Annotated in this window: 23 protein-coding genes; 14 read left to right on the top strand and 9 right to left on the bottom strand. The window is 70.8% G+C overall.

Annotated features, from left to right (window positions below):
* Positions 1-309: 309 nt before the first annotated feature.
* Positions 310-660, bottom strand: coding sequence for a hypothetical protein (locus tag RIN75_RS15620; protein WP_309112631.1), 351 nt, complete (start codon positions 658-660; stop codon positions 310-312).
* An 83-nt stretch (positions 661-743) separates the two neighbouring features.
* The gene (locus RIN75_RS15615) at positions 744-1,070 is read right to left on the bottom strand and encodes a hypothetical protein (RefSeq protein ID WP_309112630.1); all 327 of its coding nucleotides are present in this window, start codon (positions 1,068-1,070) and stop codon (positions 744-746) included.
* A gap of 649 nt (positions 1,071-1,719) precedes the next feature.
* Here RIN75_RS15615 and RIN75_RS15610 point away from each other — a divergent pair.
* Positions 1,720-3,225 carry a SulP family inorganic anion transporter gene (locus RIN75_RS15610; protein WP_375295968.1) on the top strand — a complete coding sequence of 502 codons (1,506 nt, stop codon included), beginning with the start codon at positions 1,720-1,722 and terminating at the stop codon, positions 3,223-3,225.
* A gap of 242 nt (positions 3,226-3,467) precedes the next feature.
* Positions 3,468-4,457 carry a winged helix-turn-helix domain-containing protein gene (locus RIN75_RS15605; protein ID WP_309112629.1) on the top strand — a complete coding sequence of 330 codons (990 nt, stop codon included), beginning with the start codon at positions 3,468-3,470 and terminating at the stop codon, positions 4,455-4,457.
* 9 nt (positions 4,458-4,466) lie between these two features.
* On the opposite strand, the gene RIN75_RS15600 is transcribed toward RIN75_RS15605, so the two are convergent.
* Positions 4,467-4,862, bottom strand: coding sequence for a peptidase inhibitor family I36 protein (locus RIN75_RS15600; protein ID WP_309112628.1), 396 nt, complete (start codon positions 4,860-4,862; stop codon positions 4,467-4,469).
* A 93-nt stretch (positions 4,863-4,955) separates the two neighbouring features.
* Entirely contained in the window at positions 4,956-5,429 is a 474-nt protein-coding gene (locus RIN75_RS15595; RefSeq protein ID WP_309112627.1) for a peptidase inhibitor family I36 protein, read from the bottom strand.
* A 902-nt stretch (positions 5,430-6,331) separates the two neighbouring features.
* Between RIN75_RS15595 and RIN75_RS15590 the strand changes: the two genes are divergently transcribed.
* Together RIN75_RS15590 and RIN75_RS15585 are read left to right on the top strand one after the other, a co-directional pair.
* Positions 6,332-6,565, top strand: coding sequence for a hypothetical protein (locus RIN75_RS15590; protein ID WP_309112626.1), 234 nt, complete (start codon positions 6,332-6,334; stop codon positions 6,563-6,565).
* A gap of 90 nt (positions 6,566-6,655) precedes the next feature.
* Positions 6,656-7,210 carry a PH domain-containing protein gene (locus RIN75_RS15585; RefSeq protein ID WP_309112625.1) on the top strand — a complete coding sequence of 185 codons (555 nt, stop codon included), beginning with the start codon at positions 6,656-6,658 and terminating at the stop codon, positions 7,208-7,210.
* Between the two features lie 264 nt (positions 7,211-7,474).
* Here RIN75_RS15585 and RIN75_RS15580 read toward each other — a convergent pair whose 3' ends face one another.
* Positions 7,475-8,860: a hypothetical protein gene (locus tag RIN75_RS15580; RefSeq protein ID WP_309112624.1), complete on the bottom strand. Its 1,386-nt coding sequence runs from the start codon at positions 8,858-8,860 to the stop codon at positions 7,475-7,477.
* A 179-nt stretch (positions 8,861-9,039) separates the two neighbouring features.
* On the opposite strand from RIN75_RS15580, the gene RIN75_RS15575 reads away from it, so the two are divergent.
* The 3 genes from RIN75_RS15575 (at position 9,040) to RIN75_RS15565 (ending at position 11,882) form a co-directional block, all read left to right on the top strand.
* Positions 9,040-9,405 carry a hypothetical protein gene (locus RIN75_RS15575; RefSeq protein ID WP_309112623.1) on the top strand — a complete coding sequence of 122 codons (366 nt, stop codon included), beginning with the start codon at positions 9,040-9,042 and terminating at the stop codon, positions 9,403-9,405.
* A gap of 168 nt (positions 9,406-9,573) precedes the next feature.
* On the top strand, positions 9,574-10,638 hold the full coding sequence (locus RIN75_RS15570) for a PLP-dependent cysteine synthase family protein (RefSeq protein ID WP_309112685.1): 1,065 nt from the start codon (positions 9,574-9,576) through the stop codon (positions 10,636-10,638).
* Positions 10,635-11,882, top strand: a complete 1,248-nt coding sequence (locus RIN75_RS15565; RefSeq protein ID WP_309112684.1) for an MFS transporter — start codon at positions 10,635-10,637, stop codon at positions 11,880-11,882. Before RIN75_RS15570 ends, RIN75_RS15565 begins: the two co-directional genes overlap by 4 nt.
* Positions 11,883-11,913: 31 nt before the next feature.
* On the opposite strand, the gene RIN75_RS15560 is transcribed toward RIN75_RS15565, so the two are convergent.
* Positions 11,914-12,621, bottom strand: coding sequence for a TVP38/TMEM64 family protein (locus RIN75_RS15560; protein WP_309112622.1), 708 nt, complete (start codon positions 12,619-12,621; stop codon positions 11,914-11,916).
* A gap of 187 nt (positions 12,622-12,808) precedes the next feature.
* On the opposite strand from RIN75_RS15560, the gene RIN75_RS15555 reads away from it, so the two are divergent.
* On the top strand, positions 12,809-13,219 hold the full coding sequence (locus RIN75_RS15555) for a cupredoxin domain-containing protein (protein ID WP_309112621.1): 411 nt from the start codon (positions 12,809-12,811) through the stop codon (positions 13,217-13,219).
* A 44-nt stretch (positions 13,220-13,263) separates the two neighbouring features.
* A complete protein-coding gene (locus RIN75_RS15550; RefSeq protein WP_309112620.1) occupies positions 13,264-14,112 on the top strand; it encodes a F510_1955 family glycosylhydrolase in 849 nt (282 codons plus the stop codon).
* Positions 14,113-14,203: 91 nt separating this feature from the next.
* Here the strand turns inward: RIN75_RS15550 and RIN75_RS15545 are convergent, their stop codons facing one another.
* Complete coding sequence (locus tag RIN75_RS15545) at positions 14,204-14,623, bottom strand: hypothetical protein (RefSeq protein WP_309112619.1); 420 nt, start codon at positions 14,621-14,623, stop codon at positions 14,204-14,206.
* 36 nt (positions 14,624-14,659) lie between these two features.
* Here RIN75_RS15545 and RIN75_RS15540 point away from each other — a divergent pair, with 36 nt between their 5' ends.
* Complete coding sequence (locus RIN75_RS15540) at positions 14,660-14,878, top strand: hypothetical protein (RefSeq protein WP_309112618.1); 219 nt, start codon at positions 14,660-14,662, stop codon at positions 14,876-14,878.
* A gap of 43 nt (positions 14,879-14,921) precedes the next feature.
* Positions 14,922-15,131 (top strand): hypothetical protein, encoded by a 210-nt coding sequence (locus RIN75_RS15535; RefSeq protein WP_309112617.1) that lies wholly within the window; start codon positions 14,922-14,924, stop codon positions 15,129-15,131.
* On the opposite strand, the gene RIN75_RS15530 is transcribed toward RIN75_RS15535, so the two are convergent.
* A complete protein-coding gene (locus RIN75_RS15530) occupies positions 15,121-17,022 on the bottom strand; it encodes a PA domain-containing protein (protein ID WP_309112616.1) in 1,902 nt (633 codons plus the stop codon). The genes RIN75_RS15535 and RIN75_RS15530 overlap by 11 nt on opposite strands.
* A gap of 198 nt (positions 17,023-17,220) precedes the next feature.
* On the opposite strand from RIN75_RS15530, the gene RIN75_RS44115 reads away from it, so the two are divergent.
* The gene (locus tag RIN75_RS44115; RefSeq protein ID WP_375295971.1) at positions 17,221-17,604 is read left to right on the top strand and encodes a Tn3 family transposase; all 384 of its coding nucleotides are present in this window, start codon (positions 17,221-17,223) and stop codon (positions 17,602-17,604) included.
* Positions 17,605-17,607: 3 nt separating this feature from the next.
* Here RIN75_RS44115 and RIN75_RS15525 read toward each other — a convergent pair whose 3' ends face one another.
* Positions 17,608-17,895, bottom strand: coding sequence for a helix-turn-helix domain-containing protein (locus tag RIN75_RS15525; protein WP_309112615.1), 288 nt, complete (start codon positions 17,893-17,895; stop codon positions 17,608-17,610).
* A 240-nt stretch (positions 17,896-18,135) separates the two neighbouring features.
* On the opposite strand from RIN75_RS15525, the gene RIN75_RS15520 reads away from it, so the two are divergent.
* Together RIN75_RS15520 and RIN75_RS15515 are read left to right on the top strand one after the other, a co-directional pair.
* Entirely contained in the window at positions 18,136-18,432 is a 297-nt protein-coding gene (locus tag RIN75_RS15520) for a DUF1330 domain-containing protein (RefSeq protein ID WP_309112614.1), read from the top strand.
* A 16-nt stretch (positions 18,433-18,448) separates the two neighbouring features.
* Positions 18,449-18,892, top strand: a complete 444-nt coding sequence (locus RIN75_RS15515; protein ID WP_309112613.1) for a PhzF family phenazine biosynthesis protein — start codon at positions 18,449-18,451, stop codon at positions 18,890-18,892.
* Positions 18,893-18,963: the final 71 nt, after the last annotated feature.

The raw sequence follows: 18,963 nt of genomic DNA, 5'->3' as shown, positions 1-18,963 counted from the left end.
TCGCGGGTACGCGCCCGCGACTAGCTCCGGGGGGGGGCACCACGAGCCTGTTCGCGCACATCGTCGCCACGGTCGAACGTCGTCGGCGAGTGCCGCCAAGGTCACCTATTTCCATTGCGCCACAAGGCGGCGCAATGGAAGCGGGAGCAGAAGGCCATGACGTGCCCACGTGCGCGTGTTCGACCAGTTGGCCGCCCACCCATAAGGTGCGAGGTCTCCGAGAGCGGTAAGAACTCCAGCACGGACGTTGGATCGCCTGTCCGATGCCCGAGGCCACCCGTGTCCGGCTGGTGGGCGCACTGCGAGTCGTCACGACATCCCGCTGGGCCAGACCTTGACGTTGACGACGATGTAGTCGGCGTTGCTGCTGTTGTTGCTCACGTCGTTGACGCGCATCCAGGCCGTGTGCCCATCAGAGGTGCGGAAGCAGAACTGCTGTCCCGGCGTCGCGTAGAACGGCCGTTCGTACTCCGCCAAGCCGATGTTGGCCTTGCAGCGCGCGTGGGCATCCTTCTCGTTGCCCTGGTCCAGGTACAGCTCACCGCCGTTGGGGCGGAGTTGCGGGGACACCCCTGCCCGGTAGAGAGGGAAGAAGAGGTCGATCGGACCGTTGGGACCGTCGATCCCGGTGCCCTTGGTCTGGTCCGCGTCGAGGTCCACGCCGGTGCCGCGGTCAAGACGGACTTCAGCGGCGAAGCGAGCCCCGTTGGCCGAGGTGGGCGAGGTGGTCGCCGACGTGGCGGTCAGGACGTCGGCGCGGCGGACGTAGGCGCGGACCCGCTCGACGTGGTGGCCGCGGCAGCAGGCGCGGTGCCGCCGGCGGACCTGGCGGCCACCGCCGCGCCCGCGGTGGCCGCGCCGAGCACGGTCACCAGCACGGGGACGACAAACCCCACCGGACTGCCCTTCCGTGCGCCGCCGCCCCACCGGTACAGCAGGAAGGCACCGATCAGCACCAGCACGACGCCGGTCACCAGCGGGACGGTCAACTGGTCGCCGACCACCCCGACCCACGAGCCGAGCAGGCTGAGCACGCCCGCCACACCACCGAAAACCTGCCAGGAATCCACGGTCCGCTTCTGGACCCCGCTCTGCTGCGTGCTTCCCCGCTGGGCTGCGACACGGCGCGCACGATACGACAAGGTCCACGTGCCCGAGGCGAAGTCGTAAACCGCGTTCCCGGCCACACAGTTGCGGAAACAGCAGGGCAGCGCGGGTCCGCCGATCGGCCGAGCGCGGCCCGCGCGAGTTGGATCGGCCGATCGGTGGTGCGAAGCCCCCGGGCCGACCCGACGCCGTGCCGTCCGGGGTGTCGCCGAAGCTCGCTGTGGCCGTGGAAGGTCACACGGCCCGCCACGACAGCGCCGCTCCTCGCCGCACCCACCGGGCGGACCACGGTCGGTCCGCGAAGCGGCAGCCGCTCCGACGTCCCGGTATAGTTTCCGGCGGCCAGGGCGGCCGTTGGTCGCCGATCGCCGTCGTGTCGGGGTCGATGTCGCCTCCGGTGAACCGTCGAACCCCCGCAGGAGACGAGTGTGCGCGAGCCCATGACGCCGTGTGCGGCCGTCTGTCCGCCGTGACGTCCCACCCCCGGGCGTGAGCCCGGAGGTCACGAGCGCCCCGCCCCCGTTCCACCAAGCCGTCCACGCGAGTGCCGATCCGGCACGCCGTGTCCCCTGCCGCACGCCGCCGGTGTGCCCGAGCACGACAGGTACCCCCTTGTCCTCCTCAGTTTCGTCCCCGTCCGACCGCGTGCGCGCCCTGGTGCCCGGCTGGGTTCGCGACCCCAAGGTGTGGCGCACCGAGGTCCTCGCCGGCCTCGTCGTCGCCCTCGCGCTGATCCCCGAGGCGATCTCCTTCTCCATCATCGCCGGCGTCGACCCGGCGGTCGGCCTGTTCGCCTCGTTCACCATGGCGGTGGTGATCTCCGTGGTCGGCGGTCGACGCGCCATGATCTCCGCCGCGACGGGCGCGGTCGCCCTGGTCATCGCCCCGCTGAACAACGAGCACGGGCTCGGCCACCTGATCGCCGCCGTCATCCTCGCCGGCGTGTTCCAGGTGGTGCTCGGCGCGCTCGGGGTGGCCAGGCTGATGCGCTTCATCCCCCGCTCGGTGATGGTCGGCTTCGTCAACGCGCTCGCCATCCTGATCTTCCTGGCCCAGGTGCCGGAGGTGCGCGACGTCCCGTGGCCGGTCTACCCGCTGGTCCTCGGCGGCCTGGCGCTGATGGTGCTCTTCCCGAAGATCACCACCGTGGTGCCCGCGCCCCTGGTGTCGATCGTGGTGCTGACCCTCATCACGGTCGGCGCGGGCATCGCGGTGCCGACCGTGGGCGACAAGGGCGCGCTGCCGTCCTCCCTGCCGGTGCCGGGACTGCCGGACGTCCCGTTCACCCTGGACACCCTCACCACCATCGCCCCCTACGCCTTCGCGATGGCGCTCGTCGGGCTGATGGAGTCGCTGATGACCGCGAAGCTGGTCGACGACATCACCGACAGCCACTCGAACAAGACCCGGGAATCGATCGGCCAGGGCGTCGCCAACATCGTCACCGGCTTCTTCGGCGGCATGGGCGGCTGCGCCATGATCGGCCAGACGATGATCAACGTGAAGGTCTCCGGCGCCCGCACCCGCCTGTCGACCTTCCTCGCCGGCGCGTTCCTCATGGTGCTGTGCGTCGTGTTCGGACCGGTCGTCTCCGACATCCCCATGGCCGCGCTGGTCGCCGTCATGGTCATGGTGTCGTTCGCGACCTTCGACTGGCACTCCATCGCACCCAAGACCCTGCGCCGGATGCCGCTCGGCGAGATCACCGTCATGGTCACGACGGTCGCCTGCGTGGTGATCACCCACAACCTCGCGATCGGCGTCGTCGTCGGCTCCGTCACCGCGATGGTCGTCTTCGCCAAGCGCGTCGCCCACCTCGCCGAGGTCACCGCCGTCACCGACCCCGACGGCACCACCGTGGTCTACCGGGTCACCGGCGAACTGTTCTTCGCCTCCTCCAACGACCTCGTCGGCCAGTTCGACTACGCGGGCGACCCACCCCACGTCGTCATCGACCTGAGCGCCGCGCACGTGTGGGACGCGTCCTCGGTGGCCGCGCTCGACGCGATCGAGACCAAGTACGGCCAACGCGGCAAAACCGTCGAGATCGTCGGACTCAACCCGCCCAGCGCCCGCCTCCACGGCAGGCTCAGCGGCGAACTCAGCGCGAGCCACTGACCAACTCCCGGATCGGGTGGCGCCCTCGCAGCATCCTGACCATGAGGTGGGGCTTGGTGCTGGAGAAGATCGGCCGGCCGGTGTCGTCGAGTTGTTGGCGGTAGGCGGTGGTGGTCGCTTCCTGGTGTGCGTGCGGGACGGGCTCCACCGCGCGGCTGGTGGGACTTCGCGCCGGAGCTGTATCCCCGCCGGGGTGCGGATGACTTCTCCTGTGGAGGTCACGGTAGCTCCGGGGGGCGAACATGCCGCAGTTGCGCATCCACTTCACCGATCGGGACTTCGCGCGCATGCGGTTGAGGCTGAAACCGGACCTGATGTGGGAAGTCGTCAGCAGCGCGCAGATCCTGCAGCACAAGGACGACGACCTGTCGTTCGGTGCGTGGCGCCGCAGTGTGCGCGAACTCGCCGCACGCGATCCGGAGCTGCGAACGGCGCTGCACACCGTGGTCACAGCGGCGCCGCACGCGGCCTACTTCCCGGATCTGCTCACCCCGCCGGACGACCTGTGCGGCATCGACCAGTGCATTGACGCGGTCCTGTCGGCGGGGCCGGACCGCCTGCGCGCGGAGATCGACCTGGTTCGCCCCGCGTCGGGGCCGCAGGCGAGCCGGGTGGACGACCTCGCCAGAGGGAGATCCCCAGCACTCCGGCAGCTGCGCGAGGCCTTGCGCGTCTACTTCAGGTCCGTGATCGCGCCGCACCTGCCGACGATCGAGGCAGGGCTGAGCTCCGACGTGGCGCCCTGGATCCAGCGGTACCTGCACGACGGCCCGGAAGGGCTGCTGGACGCGCTGGGGCCCGCCACCCGGTGGGATCCGCCCGTGCTGTCCGTCGACCACCCCCTCGACCGGGACCTGCACCTGGACGGCAGAGGCCTGGTGCTGATCCCGTGCTACTTCGTCCTGCACCACCCGATGGCCCTGGCGGATCCCCAGCTGCCTCCCGCGCTGGCGTTCCCCATCCGCACCGAGTCACGGCTCCTGGCGGCCGGGCGCGCCGGCGGCGACCACCTGACGGCGCTGCTGGGCTCCACGAGGGCGTCGATCCTGCGGTCGGTGGTCGGCGGCAGCACCACCACCGGGCTCGCGAAGCTGGTGGGCGTCGCCCCGGCCACGGTGAGCCACCACACCAGGATCCTGCGCGAGGGCGGTCTCATCGCCACGGAGCGCGAGGAGACCTTCGCCCGCCACCTGATCACGCCGCTGGGGCTGAGGGTGCTCGCCGGTCGCTGAGCGCGGCGGTCAGCCGAAGCACTCGTTCGCCTCCTCGACCCACCGGTGGGAGCCGATGATCACTCCCGGCCACACCTGGGCCTGCCCGCCCCGGCGGAGGAAGTAGGCGATGTCGCCCTGGTAGTACGGGGCCGGGCACAAGCACACCCCGGCATCGTTCCGACTCGTATTGTTGTAGACGACCCGCACCGGCCTGGACCGCGACCACGAACAAGGCCAGTCGGGGTCGGCGGCATCCCATCTGCAGCGGTTGCTGCTGCCGACGGTGACCGGCCACGCGCACAAGTCGCCGCTGGGGCACGACAACACCTGCACCGAGACGTCCTGCGGTTTCGCCGCCGCGATACCCGCCGACGACGACAGCGCGAAGGCGACGGCGAACAGCACGTACAGTGCCTTTCCCATGTTTCGTCCCTGAGAAGCGGACGTGGTCGAGGGCCACCCCGCCGCGTTGAGCGCACTCTGTCGGCGCGGCGGAGCAGCCCTCCACGACGTCGGCTAGGAGTTGAAGCACTCGTTGGCAGAACTCACCCAGCGGTGTGACCTGACGATGTACTGGAGGCTGGGCACGTACCGTTGGCCTTGGGGTACGTAGTACAGCCAGTGGCTGTAGTTCGCGTTGGCGTACAGGCAGACACCGCTGAAACTCGAGCTGGTGCCGTTGTTGTAGATGGCTTTCACCGTCTGGCTGGACGACCAGCTGCACACGACGGGCGTGTTCCACCAGTCGTTGTCCCTGTTCAGCCAACTGCAGCGGCTGCGGCTGCCATCGGCGACCGGCCAGACGCACAGATGGCCCGAGTCACAGGTCAAAGCCTGCGGCGCGACACCGGGGTCGGCCGTCTGCGCCCAGCCCCTCGTGACGGGCTGGGCCGTGGCGGTGTCGGCGGGGCTGGTGTCGGCGGCGGCGGTGCTCACCAGGCCGGCCAAGGCTCCGAGAGCAACCAACAGCACGCACAATGCCTTTCTCATCTTACCCCCTGAGAGATCGATGTGCGGGACGCGGAGTATGCCGAGACCGCCACGCCCCGGGAGGGTCCTTCGAACCTGGTCGAAGCCCTTCCACGCGACCCGGACTGACCACGCGTCAACTTCGTCGCGCGAATTCGACGCTCCAGCGTGCCGCGCGAGGTAGGCGGGCGGGTGGTGCGGGCGCGGACGACACCGACGTGCCCAGTCCACAGGGGCGTCCTGCTTCCCCGGCCGGGACACCTGGGTCACGCGGAGTCGGGCCAGGCTGAAACTGCTGTGCACGACCAACCCGGGTCGTTCGGGCAGCTGGTTCGAGCACCTCGGCGCGAACTCCGACAACAGCGTGGACGTCCCCGACCCGCCCCGCCCCACAACCGCCACCCTCCCCGCCCGAGAAGACGTCGGCGATCCGGACGGCCGTCAGCGGCCCTTTCCCGGTCGACCGGTCAATCCCCGCGCAGCGCCCCGACCACCCTTCGATCCGACGCCGCCCCTCGGCGGTTCGGTACCAGGCCGTCACGACCTGCTTGCGCGTCGCCTCGAACGTCTGGCGCCAGCCGTGCACGGCCACATGGTCGTCCAGGAGCCAACGGTTCCACTTGCTCGATGCCGCACCGTGCAGCGGCCGCGCCGGGCTGCTGACGGTGATCTTCAGCGCCCGCGGTCGTGGGTTACCTCCGGGCGGTCGGCGTGGCTCGTGCGGGAGACTCCCCTCGTGGTCCCCCGGTAGGTTTCGACCAGCCGGTCACGATCCGGAACTCTTCGACAGACGACGAGAGAACGCTGGTGGTGTGGGGGTGCGGGCGATGCGAATCGAATGCTCCTTTCGTGTTGTCGACGGAGTGCAGTCCGGACTTGGTCGACGTTGGCGTCACGGTGCTGCCTCGATCACCCCGGGACGGGTGACCTTCGTCGGCACCTTCGGAGGTGTCCGCTTCCTCAAACGAAAGCCGATTTCGGTCGAAGTCGAGACCGTGGACGGGAACGGTCGGGGTATCAGCGGTGTGGAGGCGGTCGCCGTCAACCCCCAGGCCCGGGTGGTACGGGTTGTCACCCCCACCGGCGTGCTCGAATGGGCGCTCCCGGCCGATCATGTCGAGGCCGCCGTCGAGCGGGTCGCGCCAAGCGCGCCGTGATGGGTGCAGCTCGTCGGTGACACGGGCGCGGAGGTGAAAGCCACGATGGCAGCCTGGTCGAACTGGTGGAGCAACCGCCAGGAGGTGGTGGTGACACAGAGCCGCGGGACGGCGAAGGTGGTGCTGCGTCGAAGGTTCGACAGCGCCTTCGGCTTGCTCGGCTCGGTCGGAGCGGTCGTCGCGACCACCTATCCGCTGCTGAACCCCTTCCCCGACACCTCGTACATGGTCCAGCTCGAGTTCATCCTGGCCATGGCACCCTTGACGTGGTTCATGTGGATGGTGGGCCCACATCCGGTCGTGAAGGTGTACGACTCGGGTGTGTTGGTGGTGAACTGGTTCCGCAGGTACTGGGTGCCGTGGGCCGAGTTGGCGTCGGTCGAGTCGACTGACGAAGTCAACCTGGTGCTCGTGTCGGGTGAGCGGATCGGGGTGGCGTCGGGCGCGTTCTCCGTGGCCGCTTCGTTGCGCGGCAACCGGCTGCAGGACCGGATCCGGGACGGCGTCGAACGGAACCGCCCAGACCGGGTACCCGCCGATTCCGGCGGGGTGGTCAGGAGCCTCGACCTGTGTCCGTGGCACTTCCTCGCCCTGGTCGGCTACCTGCTGGTGGTGGCCTGGTTCGGCGTTCACCCTCCGACCTGACCTTCGCGGTCGGCGCGATGCTCGCGCGAGCCAGGCTTCGTTCGCAGTGATCTCCAATGCCGGGAACGTCGAGGAGCCGAGCGCCTGGTGCTCGCGGACATCCACGAGGCGCGCGCACCAGCCGCTGTCCATGGTGGACCTTCGCGCTGACCCGCCGGGACTCCGCGTCGGTGGTCGGCGCGGCCGGGCGCCGCTGTGCGGTTGGCCGGTCCAGGGAGGACCGCGCCCGCCGACCCGGGGCCGGCGGGCGCGGTGTCGAGGGGGTCAGGGCAGGGAGAACTCCTGCACCTGCGGGTTGAGGTGGTGCAGGCGGAGGGCGCCGCCGGTGGCGTTGCCGCTCAGGCGGAACACGTTGAGGCCTTCGGTGATGCTCGACTCGTAGATGAAGTTGTTGTACCAGTAGGACGACCACGCGCCGCCGACATCCGGCGGGCTCAGCGCGGGCGGGTCGGACCAGCCCAGGGTGACCGGGTTCGCCGGGTCGGTGAACTCCGTCGCCCACGTGCCGGCCTGGTAGTGGCCGCCGACCGCGACGTTCCGGCCGCTGCGCAGCGGCACGACGTTGTAGTTGTGGACGGTGCAGTTCTCGCCGACGCCGTCCTGGCCGCGCGGCAGCACCCACTGGCCCAGCTTGGCCCCGGTGTGCGCGTCGTAGAAGAACAGGCTCTTGTCCACCGGCGGGTCGGTGGTCTGGCACTCGGGTTCCGCGCCGCCGCCGGGCTCCCAGCCCAGCACCAGGACCTCGCCGTCCCAGCTGAACGACGCGGAGTGCCAGCGGCCGTTGGTGCCGGCCTGGCCGACACCGGGCTCGCTGACGGTGAACAGGAACTCCGGGTCGGCGATGCTGCCGCCCGGGTGGGCGTTCAAGCCGATGTCGAAGACGTTGGTCGCGTCGGCGCTCGCGCACGCGGCGAGGTTGACCGAACCGAGGATCGCGCCCATGTCGTGACATCCGGTGCGGACGTCGGTGAGCGGTCCGGCGAGGGGTTCCCGGCGCAGCAGGTTCGCGTTCTCCGGGTGCGCCAGCGGGACCTCGATCACGTCGATGAAGTCGCCGAGCGGGTCCTCGGCCGCGCGGCCGGGCACGGTGCCGCAGCCGGTGCTGCTGGAGTTGTTGCTGTAGACGATCAGCCGGCCGTTGCCGAGGTCGGGCACGGGTGTCAGGGTGTGCGACCCGCAGGGCAGGGACACCGCGGCGATCAGGTCGGGGTCGGCCGGGTTGCCGATGTCGAAGACGTGGACGCCCTCCCAGCCCGCCGGGACGGTCTCGCCGTCGCAGTCGCGCGGGGTCGTCTTCTTGGAGTTCCAGGAGCGGACGAGGATGTCGTCCCACACGGCGATGTCACCCTGGTCGCCGTTGCAGCCCTGGTGGACGATCTCGGTCGGGGCTTCCGGGTCGGAGATGTCGACGATCCGGAACCCGTTGTAGTTGCCGTGGAAGGCCAGCCGACCCCAGAAGGCGAGGTCGGAGTTGACGTGCCGCACTCCGTCGGGTTCGCCGAGGAAGGTGGCGGGGTGGGGACTGTGCCCCAGTGCGTGCATGTTCTGCGTGTGCGGGTTGGTCGCGTGGTCGGCGAAGGCGACCGAGGGGGTCGTCAACGCGCACGCCGCGATCACCGCGCCCACGACCGGGCGGCGGTGCCGTGACATGCAGCCTCCTTGGTGTGGTGTCACGGATCGGCGGCCTCCGTCAGGCGAGCCGCACCCGCGGAGGTGCCGACGGCAGGGTAACCACTACCGCCCGGTAAAGTGACCTGAGTCACATGATTTCTCCCCGGTTCGACAGAGCCACCGCGCGCGACGGTAACGTGGACACCGTGCGGAACCGAGTGACGACTGAGCGTCGCCGCCGCACGGTGGCTCGAACCGCCGTGCTGGTGCTGCTGTCGGTGCTGCACCTCACCATCTGGTGCCAAACCGGCGCGATCGCGGACGACGGCCACGTGGTGGCCACATCGCACACATCCGGCACCGGGCACTGCCACCACCACACACCGCGGCACCAGCCACACGACGCCACGCTGACCGCTCCACGGCACGACCGCGTGTCCGCGCCCGTGTCCGAAGCGAGCGATCCACCCGAGACCGTCGCACCGTCGTCGACCGACCTCCGCGCCACGTCGCCGCGACAAGTCGGCAGACCACCGTCCACCGGCCGCACGGTCCTCATCACGAACTGCGTCTCGCGAACCTGACGGCCCACGTCCGCGCAGCCGGAGCGAAGCCCTTCACCACCGGGGGCCGCGCCGCTTCGCGCTGCCCATGAGCCGAACCGTTCGCATCCCCGCACGGGCGGATCCGTGCGGCCTCAGACGAGGACGACAATGCTCACCGCACCACCGACCAGGACCCGGCCCGCGCGCATGCTGGTGTCGGCTCCCCGTTGCCACACACCGGAATCCGTCGTGGGCAACACCCCGGTCCTGTGGATCGACGACCTCACCCGGCGCGGCACCGCCGGGTTCTGGGCCAAGCTGGAAGGCGCCAACCCCGGCGGCATGAAGGACCGGCCCGCCCTCCACATGGTCCGCGAAGCGCTGCGGCGCGGCGAACTCGCGCCCGGCGGCGCGATCGTGGAGTCCACCAGCGGCACCCTCGGTCTCGGGCTCGCGCTCGCCGGGATCGTCTTCGGCCACCCGGTCACGCTGGTGACCGACCCCGGCATGGAACCCATCGTCCACAAGATGCTGGAGGCCCACGGCGCGCGCGTCGAGGTCGTCACGCAGCCGCACCCGGAGGGCGGCTGGCAGCAGGCACGACGCGACCGCGTCGCGGAACTGCTCGTTCCCGGCTCCTACAACCCGGACCAGTACCACAACCCGGACAACGTCGCCGGGTACGAGTCGCTCGCGCTGGAACTGGCCGCACAACTGGGCCGCGTCGACGTGCTGGTCTGCTCCGTCGGCACCGGCGGCCACTCCGCCGGGGTGTCGCGGGTGCTGCGCGAGTTCTTCCCGCACCTGAGGCTCGTGGGCGTCGACACGGTCGGCTCGACCATCTTCGGCCAGCCCGCGCGGCCCCGCCTGATGCGCGGCCTCGGGTCGAGCATCTACCCGCGCAACGTCGACTACACCGCGTTCGACGAGGTCCACTGGGTCGGCCCGGCGGAGGCCGTGTGGGCCTGCCGGGCGCTCGCGAGCCGCCACCACGCGAGCGGCGGGTGGAGCGTGGGCGCGGTCGCGCTCGTGGCCAGTTGGGTCGCGCGCAACGAGGACGCCGACGTGCGGGTCGCCGCCGTCTTCCCGGACGGTCCCGCGCGGTACTTCGACACCGTCTACAACGACGCCTACTGCGCGGCGAACGGCCTGCTGACCGGCGCACCGCCCGACGCGCCCGACGTGCTCTCCGCGCCGGGCGACGCCGAGGTGACGCGGTGGACCGTGTGCCGTCGGGTCGTCGACCCGCTGTCGCCGGGGGCCTCGTCGTGACGGCCGTGCTCACCCGGTTCCGCTCCTTCGAGCGGTCGGTGCAGTTGTTGCTGGTCAACCAGTTCGCGATCAACGTCGGCTTCTACATGCTCATGCCGTACCTGGCGATGCACCTGTCCGGCGGGTTGGCGATGGCCGGCTGGGCGGTGGGGCTGGTCCTCGGCGTGCGCAACTTCTCCCAGCAGGGCATGTTCCTGTTGGGAGGGACGCTCGCGGACCGGCTGGGCTACAAGCCGTTGATCGTGGCGGGCTGTGCGCTGCGGACCGCCGGGTTCGGGCTGCTGGGCTTCGTGGACACGCTGCCGGCGCTGATCGTCGCGTCGGCGGCCACCGGGTTCGCGGGCGCGCTGTTCAACCCGGCGGTCCGCGCGTACGTGGCGCGGGACGCCGGACCACGCCGGGTCGAGGCGTTCGCGTTGTTCAACGTTTTCTACCAGACCGGCATCCTGGTGGGACCGCTGATCGGCCTCGCGCTCACCGGGGTCGACTTCTCGCTGACGTGCGCGGTGGCGGCGCTGGTCTTCGCCGTGCTGACCGTCCTGCAAGTCCGTGCCTTGCCGAAGCGGGCGCCGCGGTCGGACGAGGTGCGGCAGTCGGTGGTGGCGGACTGGCGGGTCGTGGCCGGCAACGGGCGGTTCGTGTGGTTCGCCGGCGCGATGATCGGCTCGTACGTGCTGTCGTTCCAGGTGTACCTGGCGCTGCCGCTGGAGGCCCGGCGGTTGGCGGGTCCGGGAACGGCCGGCACGGTCCTGGTCGCGGTGTTGTTCGCGGTGTCCGGGGTGCTGGCGATCGCGGGGCAGTTGCGGGTCACCGACTGGTTCCGCCGCCGGCTCGGTGCCGACCGCTCGCTCACCGCCGGGATGCTGCTGCTGGCGGTCGCGTTCCTGCCACCGGCACTGCCCGCGCCCGACGCCGGCGTCCTCCGGTTCGCGCCGGTGCTGCTGTCCGCGGTGCTGATCGCCGTGGGGACGATGGTGGTGTTCCCGTTCGAGATGGACACCATCGTGGCGTTGTCCGGGGACCGCCTGGTGGCCACCCACTACGGGCTCTACAACACCGTGGTGGGAGCAGGAATCCTCGTGGGCAACCTGTTCACCGGCAGCGCTCTCGACGCGGCGCGGGCGGCGGGGTCGCCGGCCCTGCCGTGGCTGGCCATGGCCTTGCTCGGGCTGGTGTGCGCGTGGTGCCTGGTGGTGTTGCGGCCCAACGGTCGGCCGGTGGCGGCCATGCGCGTGATGGGCTGACCGCGCCTCGCAGTCCGGTCGCCGGCGCGCTTCACGGCCCGCCGGCGACCGTGCCGGGGCGAACGTCGTTCTCCCCGTCGCGGTTCGTCGAGGCGTGTCGGAGAAGGCGCGCGCCCCACACGACCCCGATCACGGCCAGCGCCAGCCACGCGGCGGCGGCCGCGAGCGAACGCGGGGAGCCCAGGTCCCGCCACGCGTCGCCCAGCGTCGCGGCGACCACGGTGGTGGGCAGCAGGCCCAACGCCGTGCCCGCCGCGAACGACCGCGAACCGACCGCCGTCACGCCCGCCGCGTAGTTCGACACCGCGAAGGGCACCACCGGCAGCAGTCGGAGCACGAGAGTGGCGGCGATCCCACGCCTCGCGAAGACGGTCTCGACGGCTCGCAGCCGCCCCTCTCCCAACCGGCGGGCGACTGCCTCCCGGCCCAGACCGCGTGCGACCGCGAAGGCGATCAGCGCTCCCACGGTGAAGCCGGCCACCGCCAGCCCGACGCCGGGCAGGACACCGAACAGCAGACCGGCGGTCGTGGCGAGCACGGGCTTGGGGAAGAACAGCGCCGTGCCCACCGCGCACGACACGAAGAACACCAACGGTGCGGCGACGCCGTAGCCGCGAACCCACCCGCGCAACTGCTCCGCGCTCGGCAGGTCGACGACCACCGCGGCCGCGGAGAGCACCACCAGAACGGCGATCAAGCCGATCAACCGCCCGCGCCGCACCCCTCTACTATTTTCCATCGTAAACAATGTTTCATCGTGGGCCGCGATGAAGCAAACGCTCGGCCAACGCCCCCTGGTCGAGTAGAAGCAGTACGTGGTCAACGCGTGGCCCTGTCCGACCGGCGGCCGGTGACGCGCCACCGGGCTACTATTACTAGTAGTAGTGGATTACGTCGCGACACCGCTCCCATTGGGAGGTCCGACCATGAAGCGACACACCGGACCGGTCGCCGCCGCACTGGTGCTCGCCGCCTGTTCAAGCCCCGAGCCCGTCCAGTCACCGCCGCCGCCACCACCAGCGACCACGACCACCGAGGTCCCGTCCGCGCCCCGGACCGGGCAGGAGATCGTGGTGACCGAGACCGACTACCGGATCTCGCTGCCCGACGGGAACCCCGGTCCGGGCACCCACGTCTTCACCGTCCGCAACCAGGGCGGCGATTCCCACGACCTCGTGATCCGGGGCCCCGGCGTCGACGACGCGCGTACCCCGGTCATCGAGCCCGGTGGCCAGGGCAGCGTCACGGCCACCCTCCAGGCCGGCGAGTACACCCTCTGGTGCTCGGTGGGCAACCACCGCGAACGCGGCATGGAGACCACGCTCACCGTCGGCTAATACTATTAGTGATAGTAGAAAGCCGCTCGACCACCGGAGCCGGAATGCGACGCACGACCACCGCCGCCCTCGGCCTCGCCACAGCGGCCCTGCTGGCGGCATGCGGGCAGGCCGACCCCGGGCAGCCGGCCCCGCCGACCCACGACCCGGGGCTCGCCCACGTCCACGGCCTGGGCGTCGACCCGGCCGACGGCACCCTCTACGCCGCGAGCCACCACGGGCTGTTCCGCGTGCCCGAGAACGGCAAGCCGGAACGCGTCGGAACGCTGCGGCAGGACACCATGGGCTTCACCGTCGTCGGACCCCACCACTTCCTCGGCAGCGGCCACCCCGACCCGACCGACGAGGACGCACCTCGGCACCTGGGACTCGTCGAGAGCACGGACGCGGGCCGGACCTGGACGTCGCTCTCGCTCGCCGGCCAGGCCGACTTCCACGCGCTGGAAGCCAAGCACGGCTCCGTGTACGGGTACGACAGCCAGACGGGCCGGCTCGCCGTGACCGCCGACCGCCGGAACTGGGACCGGCGGGCGCAGGTCGAAGCGGTGGACTTCGCCGTCAGCCCGACGACCCCCGACGTCCTGCTGGCCACGACCGCGCAGGGCGTGGCGCGCAGCACCGACGGGGGCCGGACCTTCACCGCGGTCGCCGGCGCTCCCGTCCTCCAACTCCTCGACTGGCCGGCGGACGCCACGATCGTCGGCGTGGCACCCGACGGGACCGTGCGGACCAGCGCGGACGGCGGGACGACGTGGACCCGTCACGGCACCGTGCCGGGCCGACCGGCAGCGCTGGCCACCAACGGCCCCGCCGAGGTGTTCCTCGCCACCGACGACGCGATCCACCGCTCGAAGGACGGCGGCCGGACGTTCACCACGCAGGCACTCGCCTGACGCCCCATGGGACAACCAACCACGAACTGGGCGCGTCCCCGGGCATCGCGTTCGTCGGCGCCAAGGAGTCTCCGGACCGCCGTCGCCTCGCCTACGGGCGCAGCCCCGCGAGCGTGACGGCGACCAGCCTGCGCACCGCCGCCTGCGAGGGCAGTCCGCGTGCGGCGGTCAGGGCGTGCAGGCAGTAGCCGGCCAGCTCGTCCGACGACACGTCCGCGCGGATCTCCCCCGCGCGGACGCCCTCGTCCAGCAGGTCGCGGACCATCTCGTGCAGGTGGCGCTGCGCCTGCACCACCTTCTCGTCGCGGTGCAGGAACGCCGCCAGCTCCCGGTCGTGCCCGCCGTGGGACTCGTGCGAGATCAGCGCGAACGCCTCCAGCACGGCCTTGAGCCGCTCGACCGGCTCGCGCGCGGTGTCCCGCACCGCCGACAGGAGCGCCAGGTGGGCGCCGACCTGGCGCTCGTGCCAGGCCAGCAGGATCGCCTCGACGTCGCCGAAGTACTTGTACAACGTGGCGCGCCCGATCCCGGTCCTCTCTTCAAGCTGGTGATCAACCTGCTGGCCACCGTCGTGCTGCTCGTCCACATGCGACCGATCGAGTACCTGGCCGACATGGCATCCACGCACGGCATGAGCGGCGGAGCCGACCGGTTGCAGGTGCAGATCCTGGTCGACGCCGCCGCCGCGGTGCTGGTCCTGGTCATCGCCACGGTGCTGTCGGTGTACAAGCCCCGTGGCCGCACCGGTTTCCGCGCCGAGCCGTAAGACCCGGGTAGCCGTCGGGAGGCGTCGTGAAGATCACCACGACGTGCTGCACGCCGTGGACGTCGACCGCATCCTGTTCGCCGTGGACCACCCCTACGACTCCGCCAAGCGGGGACGGGACTTCCTGGACCACCTCCCGGTCAGCCGCGCCGACCGGCACCGCATCCCCCATCGCGACACCGAGCAGCCCCTCGGCCCCGCGTGGTCCGGGCGGGCCGCCCCGCCCGGACCACGCGACCGGGTCAGCCGTTGAAGTGGAAGACGTACAGACCGAAGTCGCGGTCGCTGGCCAGCACGTACTGCTCGCCGGTCTCGTCCTTCCAGACCTCGACGCCCCAGAAGTTGTTGCCGCCCTCGTCGATGAAGGCGCCGACCTCCTGGATGCCGTTCGGGCCGTACCGCACGACCCGGAAACCGGCCGCGTAGTACGACAGGTACGCGATGCTGTTGTTGTCCGGGTCCATCGCCACCTCGTGCACCGACAGGTCACCGAACCCGCGCGCGTACTTCGGGTCCTGCGACTCCGGCACCGCGTAGGTGTCGATCTGGGTGATCGAACCCGGGCCCGACTTCGGGATGTCCGTGCCGAACAGCCGCACGTAGCCCCAGCCGTCGAAGGTCGCCTTGATCGTGGTCGCCTCGCCACCGCTCGCCGGGGTCGGCGTGGTGCACGCGTTCGCCTCGGTCACGCCCGGCACGCCCAGCAGCCGCAGACCCGCGTAGCGGTTGGTGAACACGTACGGGATCGGCCCGGCCGCCGCCATCGAGACGCTGCCCAGGCAGTCCGAGCGGACGTTCTGGAACACGATGCCGGCCGTGTAGCCCTTGGCCACGATGTTGTCCAGCTTGGCCTGGAACGGGCAGACACCGCGCTCGACCAGCGCCGTGCCGGTGCCCGCCGGGATCGCCGCCGCGTCGCACGCCAGGCCGACGAACGTCGTCGGCCCGCTGATGGTGGTGTTCTCGTCCACCGGCTTGGTGTCGCCCGCCGAGGTGGCCAGGTACTCAGCGCCCGCGTACGGACCGGAGTCGATCCTCGCGGTCACCCGGTACGGGCTGAAGTCCTCGTCCGTGCCGATCATGTACTTCCGGTTCGGCGACAGCTCGGACTGGTGCGCGTTGCCCTCCGGCGAGACCCGCTCGCCCCGCGCGAGCCGCTCCTCGTCCAGGGCCGCGTACTCGGTCTCGGCGATCAGCGTCACCTTGCCCGGCCGCGGGTCGGTGACGTCGAGCAGCACGTACCCGCCGTCCCAGTAGTTGACGTTCATCACGTACCGACGACCGATCTTGGTGATCATCATGTCGTGGCTGAACACCGAGGTGAGGTTCGCGGGCGCGGGCTGGTCCACGCCGAACACCGCGCCGAGGTCGAGTTCGTCGTTGACCAGCACCGGGTTGTACGGGTCGGTGATGTCGAGGATGTCGACGTCCGCGCCCTCCTCGTCGTCGACCAGCGCGACGTAGACCTTCTTGTCGAAGACGTTGGTCCACATCCGCATGCTGTGCGTCTGGTTCGGCGCGGGGTCCAGGCCGCCGGACGCGTTGGTGAAGTCACCCGTGTGGAGCTTGACCGGCTTGGGGTTGCGAGGGTCGGTCACGTCCCACAGCGAGATGCCGCCGGAGGCCGCGCCGGGCGTCGCGCCCGGGCACGTCTCGTTCTGGTGGATCAGCAGGTCGCCGTGGAAGAACGGGGTCTCCAGGTGCTCGACCTGGATGCCCTCACCGGCGTAGGAACCGGCGCTGGTCGGGATGAACGCGCCGGTCACCTCGACGGGCTTGGCCGGGTCGGAGATGTCCATGACGTGCACACCGGTCCGCTCGCACGTCGGCTCGCGGAACGCGGTCAGGTAGGCGTAGTCGCCGAACGCGGTCACGTCCGCCACGCGCCCGGTGTTGCCGGCCCCGGACGGGTTGGTCACCTTGCCCTTGCCCACCAGGGAGACGTTGCGCGACACCGCAGGCAGGTGCCCTTCGTCCCCGTCGTGCTGCTTGTACATGCCGTCCGCGACGCCCTCGCCGGGGAAGTCCTCCCGCCCGCCGCCACCGTGGTCCGGGTGACCGCCGGCCACGCCGGTCACCGCGGCGCCCAGTGCCGCCGTCACCACACCCAAGGCGAGGATTCTGCCGATCCGCCGTTTCCGCACGTCGTACCCCTCATCGATCCGAGTGTTCCCCGTAGCTCGCGGACTGTACGTCCGAACTACTAGGTTCGGTAGGGGTTGAACGGGGGTTTTCCGGCCGACCGCGCATGACCGGGGTCCCGCCGCACGGTCCACAGTAGACGCGAAGCCCCAGCCCGCCGGCGGGGTCGCCGCGGCCGGCACTCCTGCGGTGATGAAGCGATCAACCGCTCCGGACGTGCTGCTCGACATCACGCGGCGGCCTCCGGCGCGGAGCCGAAGCTGAAGGACCCTTTCGCATGCGGGTCAGACAAGAACGCCACGTACACCGCCTTTCGCGAGGTCGGCCGCGTCATCCGCACCGTGCAACTCCTGCGCTTTCTGACCGACGCGCCGTTGCGCCGGAACCGAGCACACCCGGGCGCTTCGGCGAATACTCCATCAACGAGCTCGGCGACGAGCCCGACGCGTACGACCCGCGCCTGGACGTCGACTTCACCCCTCCGCGCGGCGACGAGACAGCGACCGAGGGGTTTTCACAGGCCGCGTGAGCCCGTGTCCCGAGTCGGCGTCCGTCAGATCACCGCTCCACCCGGTCGGGCGTGATCTTCACGTCTGCGTGGGCTCCTGATCGTTGCGTCCCTGCTCCTGCGCCCAGGTGATCGCCCATTCGTCGAGCGGACGGAGGGCATCACGGAGTGCCGTCCCCAGCCGAGTCAGCTCGTAGCCATCGGCCGAGGGGGCGATGATCCCGCTCGATGCGAGTTCGCGGAGCCGCTGGTAGAGGACGCTGGATGACAGCCCTTCGCACCGTGCCAGCAGCGCGCGGGCACCGAGCGGACCCGCACGCAGTTCCCAGAGAATTCGCAGCGCCCACCGACGGCCGAACAGGTCCATCGCGGCCATGAGGGGACGGCCGGTAGTCGATCCACGGACCGGTGTTCCTGGGCGCGGTATCGGCATGACCCTCCTTGCGTTTCGTTATTCGAAACACTAGCATCCAGCCGGCGTTTCTGATTTCGAAACGAACTTCGGCGGCATGGCGATCACGACGCTGACAAGCCTCGCCTCGCCCGCCGACGCTCGTCCGCGACCAACCCGCAAGTCAGATGCGCTCATCCCAACACTGGAGGTTCCATGCCCAAGGGCTACTGGGTCAGCGTCTACCCCACCATCGAGGACCCCGAGAAGCTTGATGTCTACAACGGACTGGCAGGTCTCGCCGTCGCGGCCGCGGGCGGGCGGGTGCTCGCCGGCATCGGCAGCCGGGTCGTCGCACACGAAGCCGGAATCGCCGAGCGCGTCGTCCTGATCGAGTTCGACAGCTTCGAACAGGCCGTCGCCGCACGCGCGAGCGCGGCCTACCAGCAGGCGCTGGCCGAACTCCCCGACGGCTTCGAGCGCGACTTCCGCATCACCGAAGGCATCGACTGACCGATGTCCTGGCCGGATGTCACGGTGGTTGACGCGTGCGTGCGGCGCGACGGCAGGTAGCCCCACGGCCGTCACCGACGACGACCCGGCGGCGACGGACGCGGACCGGCGTGCGGTCGCCGCTGCGGCCGGCACCCCGCACGCGGCGTTCCTCGGCCCGGGGCGGACGCCGGACGGTGGCCGGCCGGTCCGGTACTTCACCGCCACCGCCGAACCGTCCGGCCGCGGCCACGGCACCGTCGCCGCCCAGGCCGTCCGGTTCACCCGCACCGCGCTGGGCGCGTCGCTCACACCGCGAGCGCGAGGCGCCGGCCGAGGTGGGCACGGGCCGGTCGGACGCGGAGATCGCCGCGCGGCTGGTCATCAGCGCCGCGACCGCACGCACGTCGGCCGCCTGCCGGTCGCCCTCGACGCCCCTGACCGCGCCTGCTCGTCGTCATCGCCGACGAGACGGGCTTGATCTCCGCCGGTGGTGGCCGGGTGGCCCCGAGCGCCCGGGTCCTGGGGGTGGGCGGCCGCGGCCGGCAGCGC

The organism is Saccharothrix sp. (genome assembly GCF_031180885.1).
GTDB lineage: Bacteria > Actinomycetota > Actinomycetes > Mycobacteriales > Pseudonocardiaceae > Actinosynnema.
Note: the sequence above shows the minus strand (reverse complement) of the source record. Positions and strands in the feature narration are given on the sequence as shown.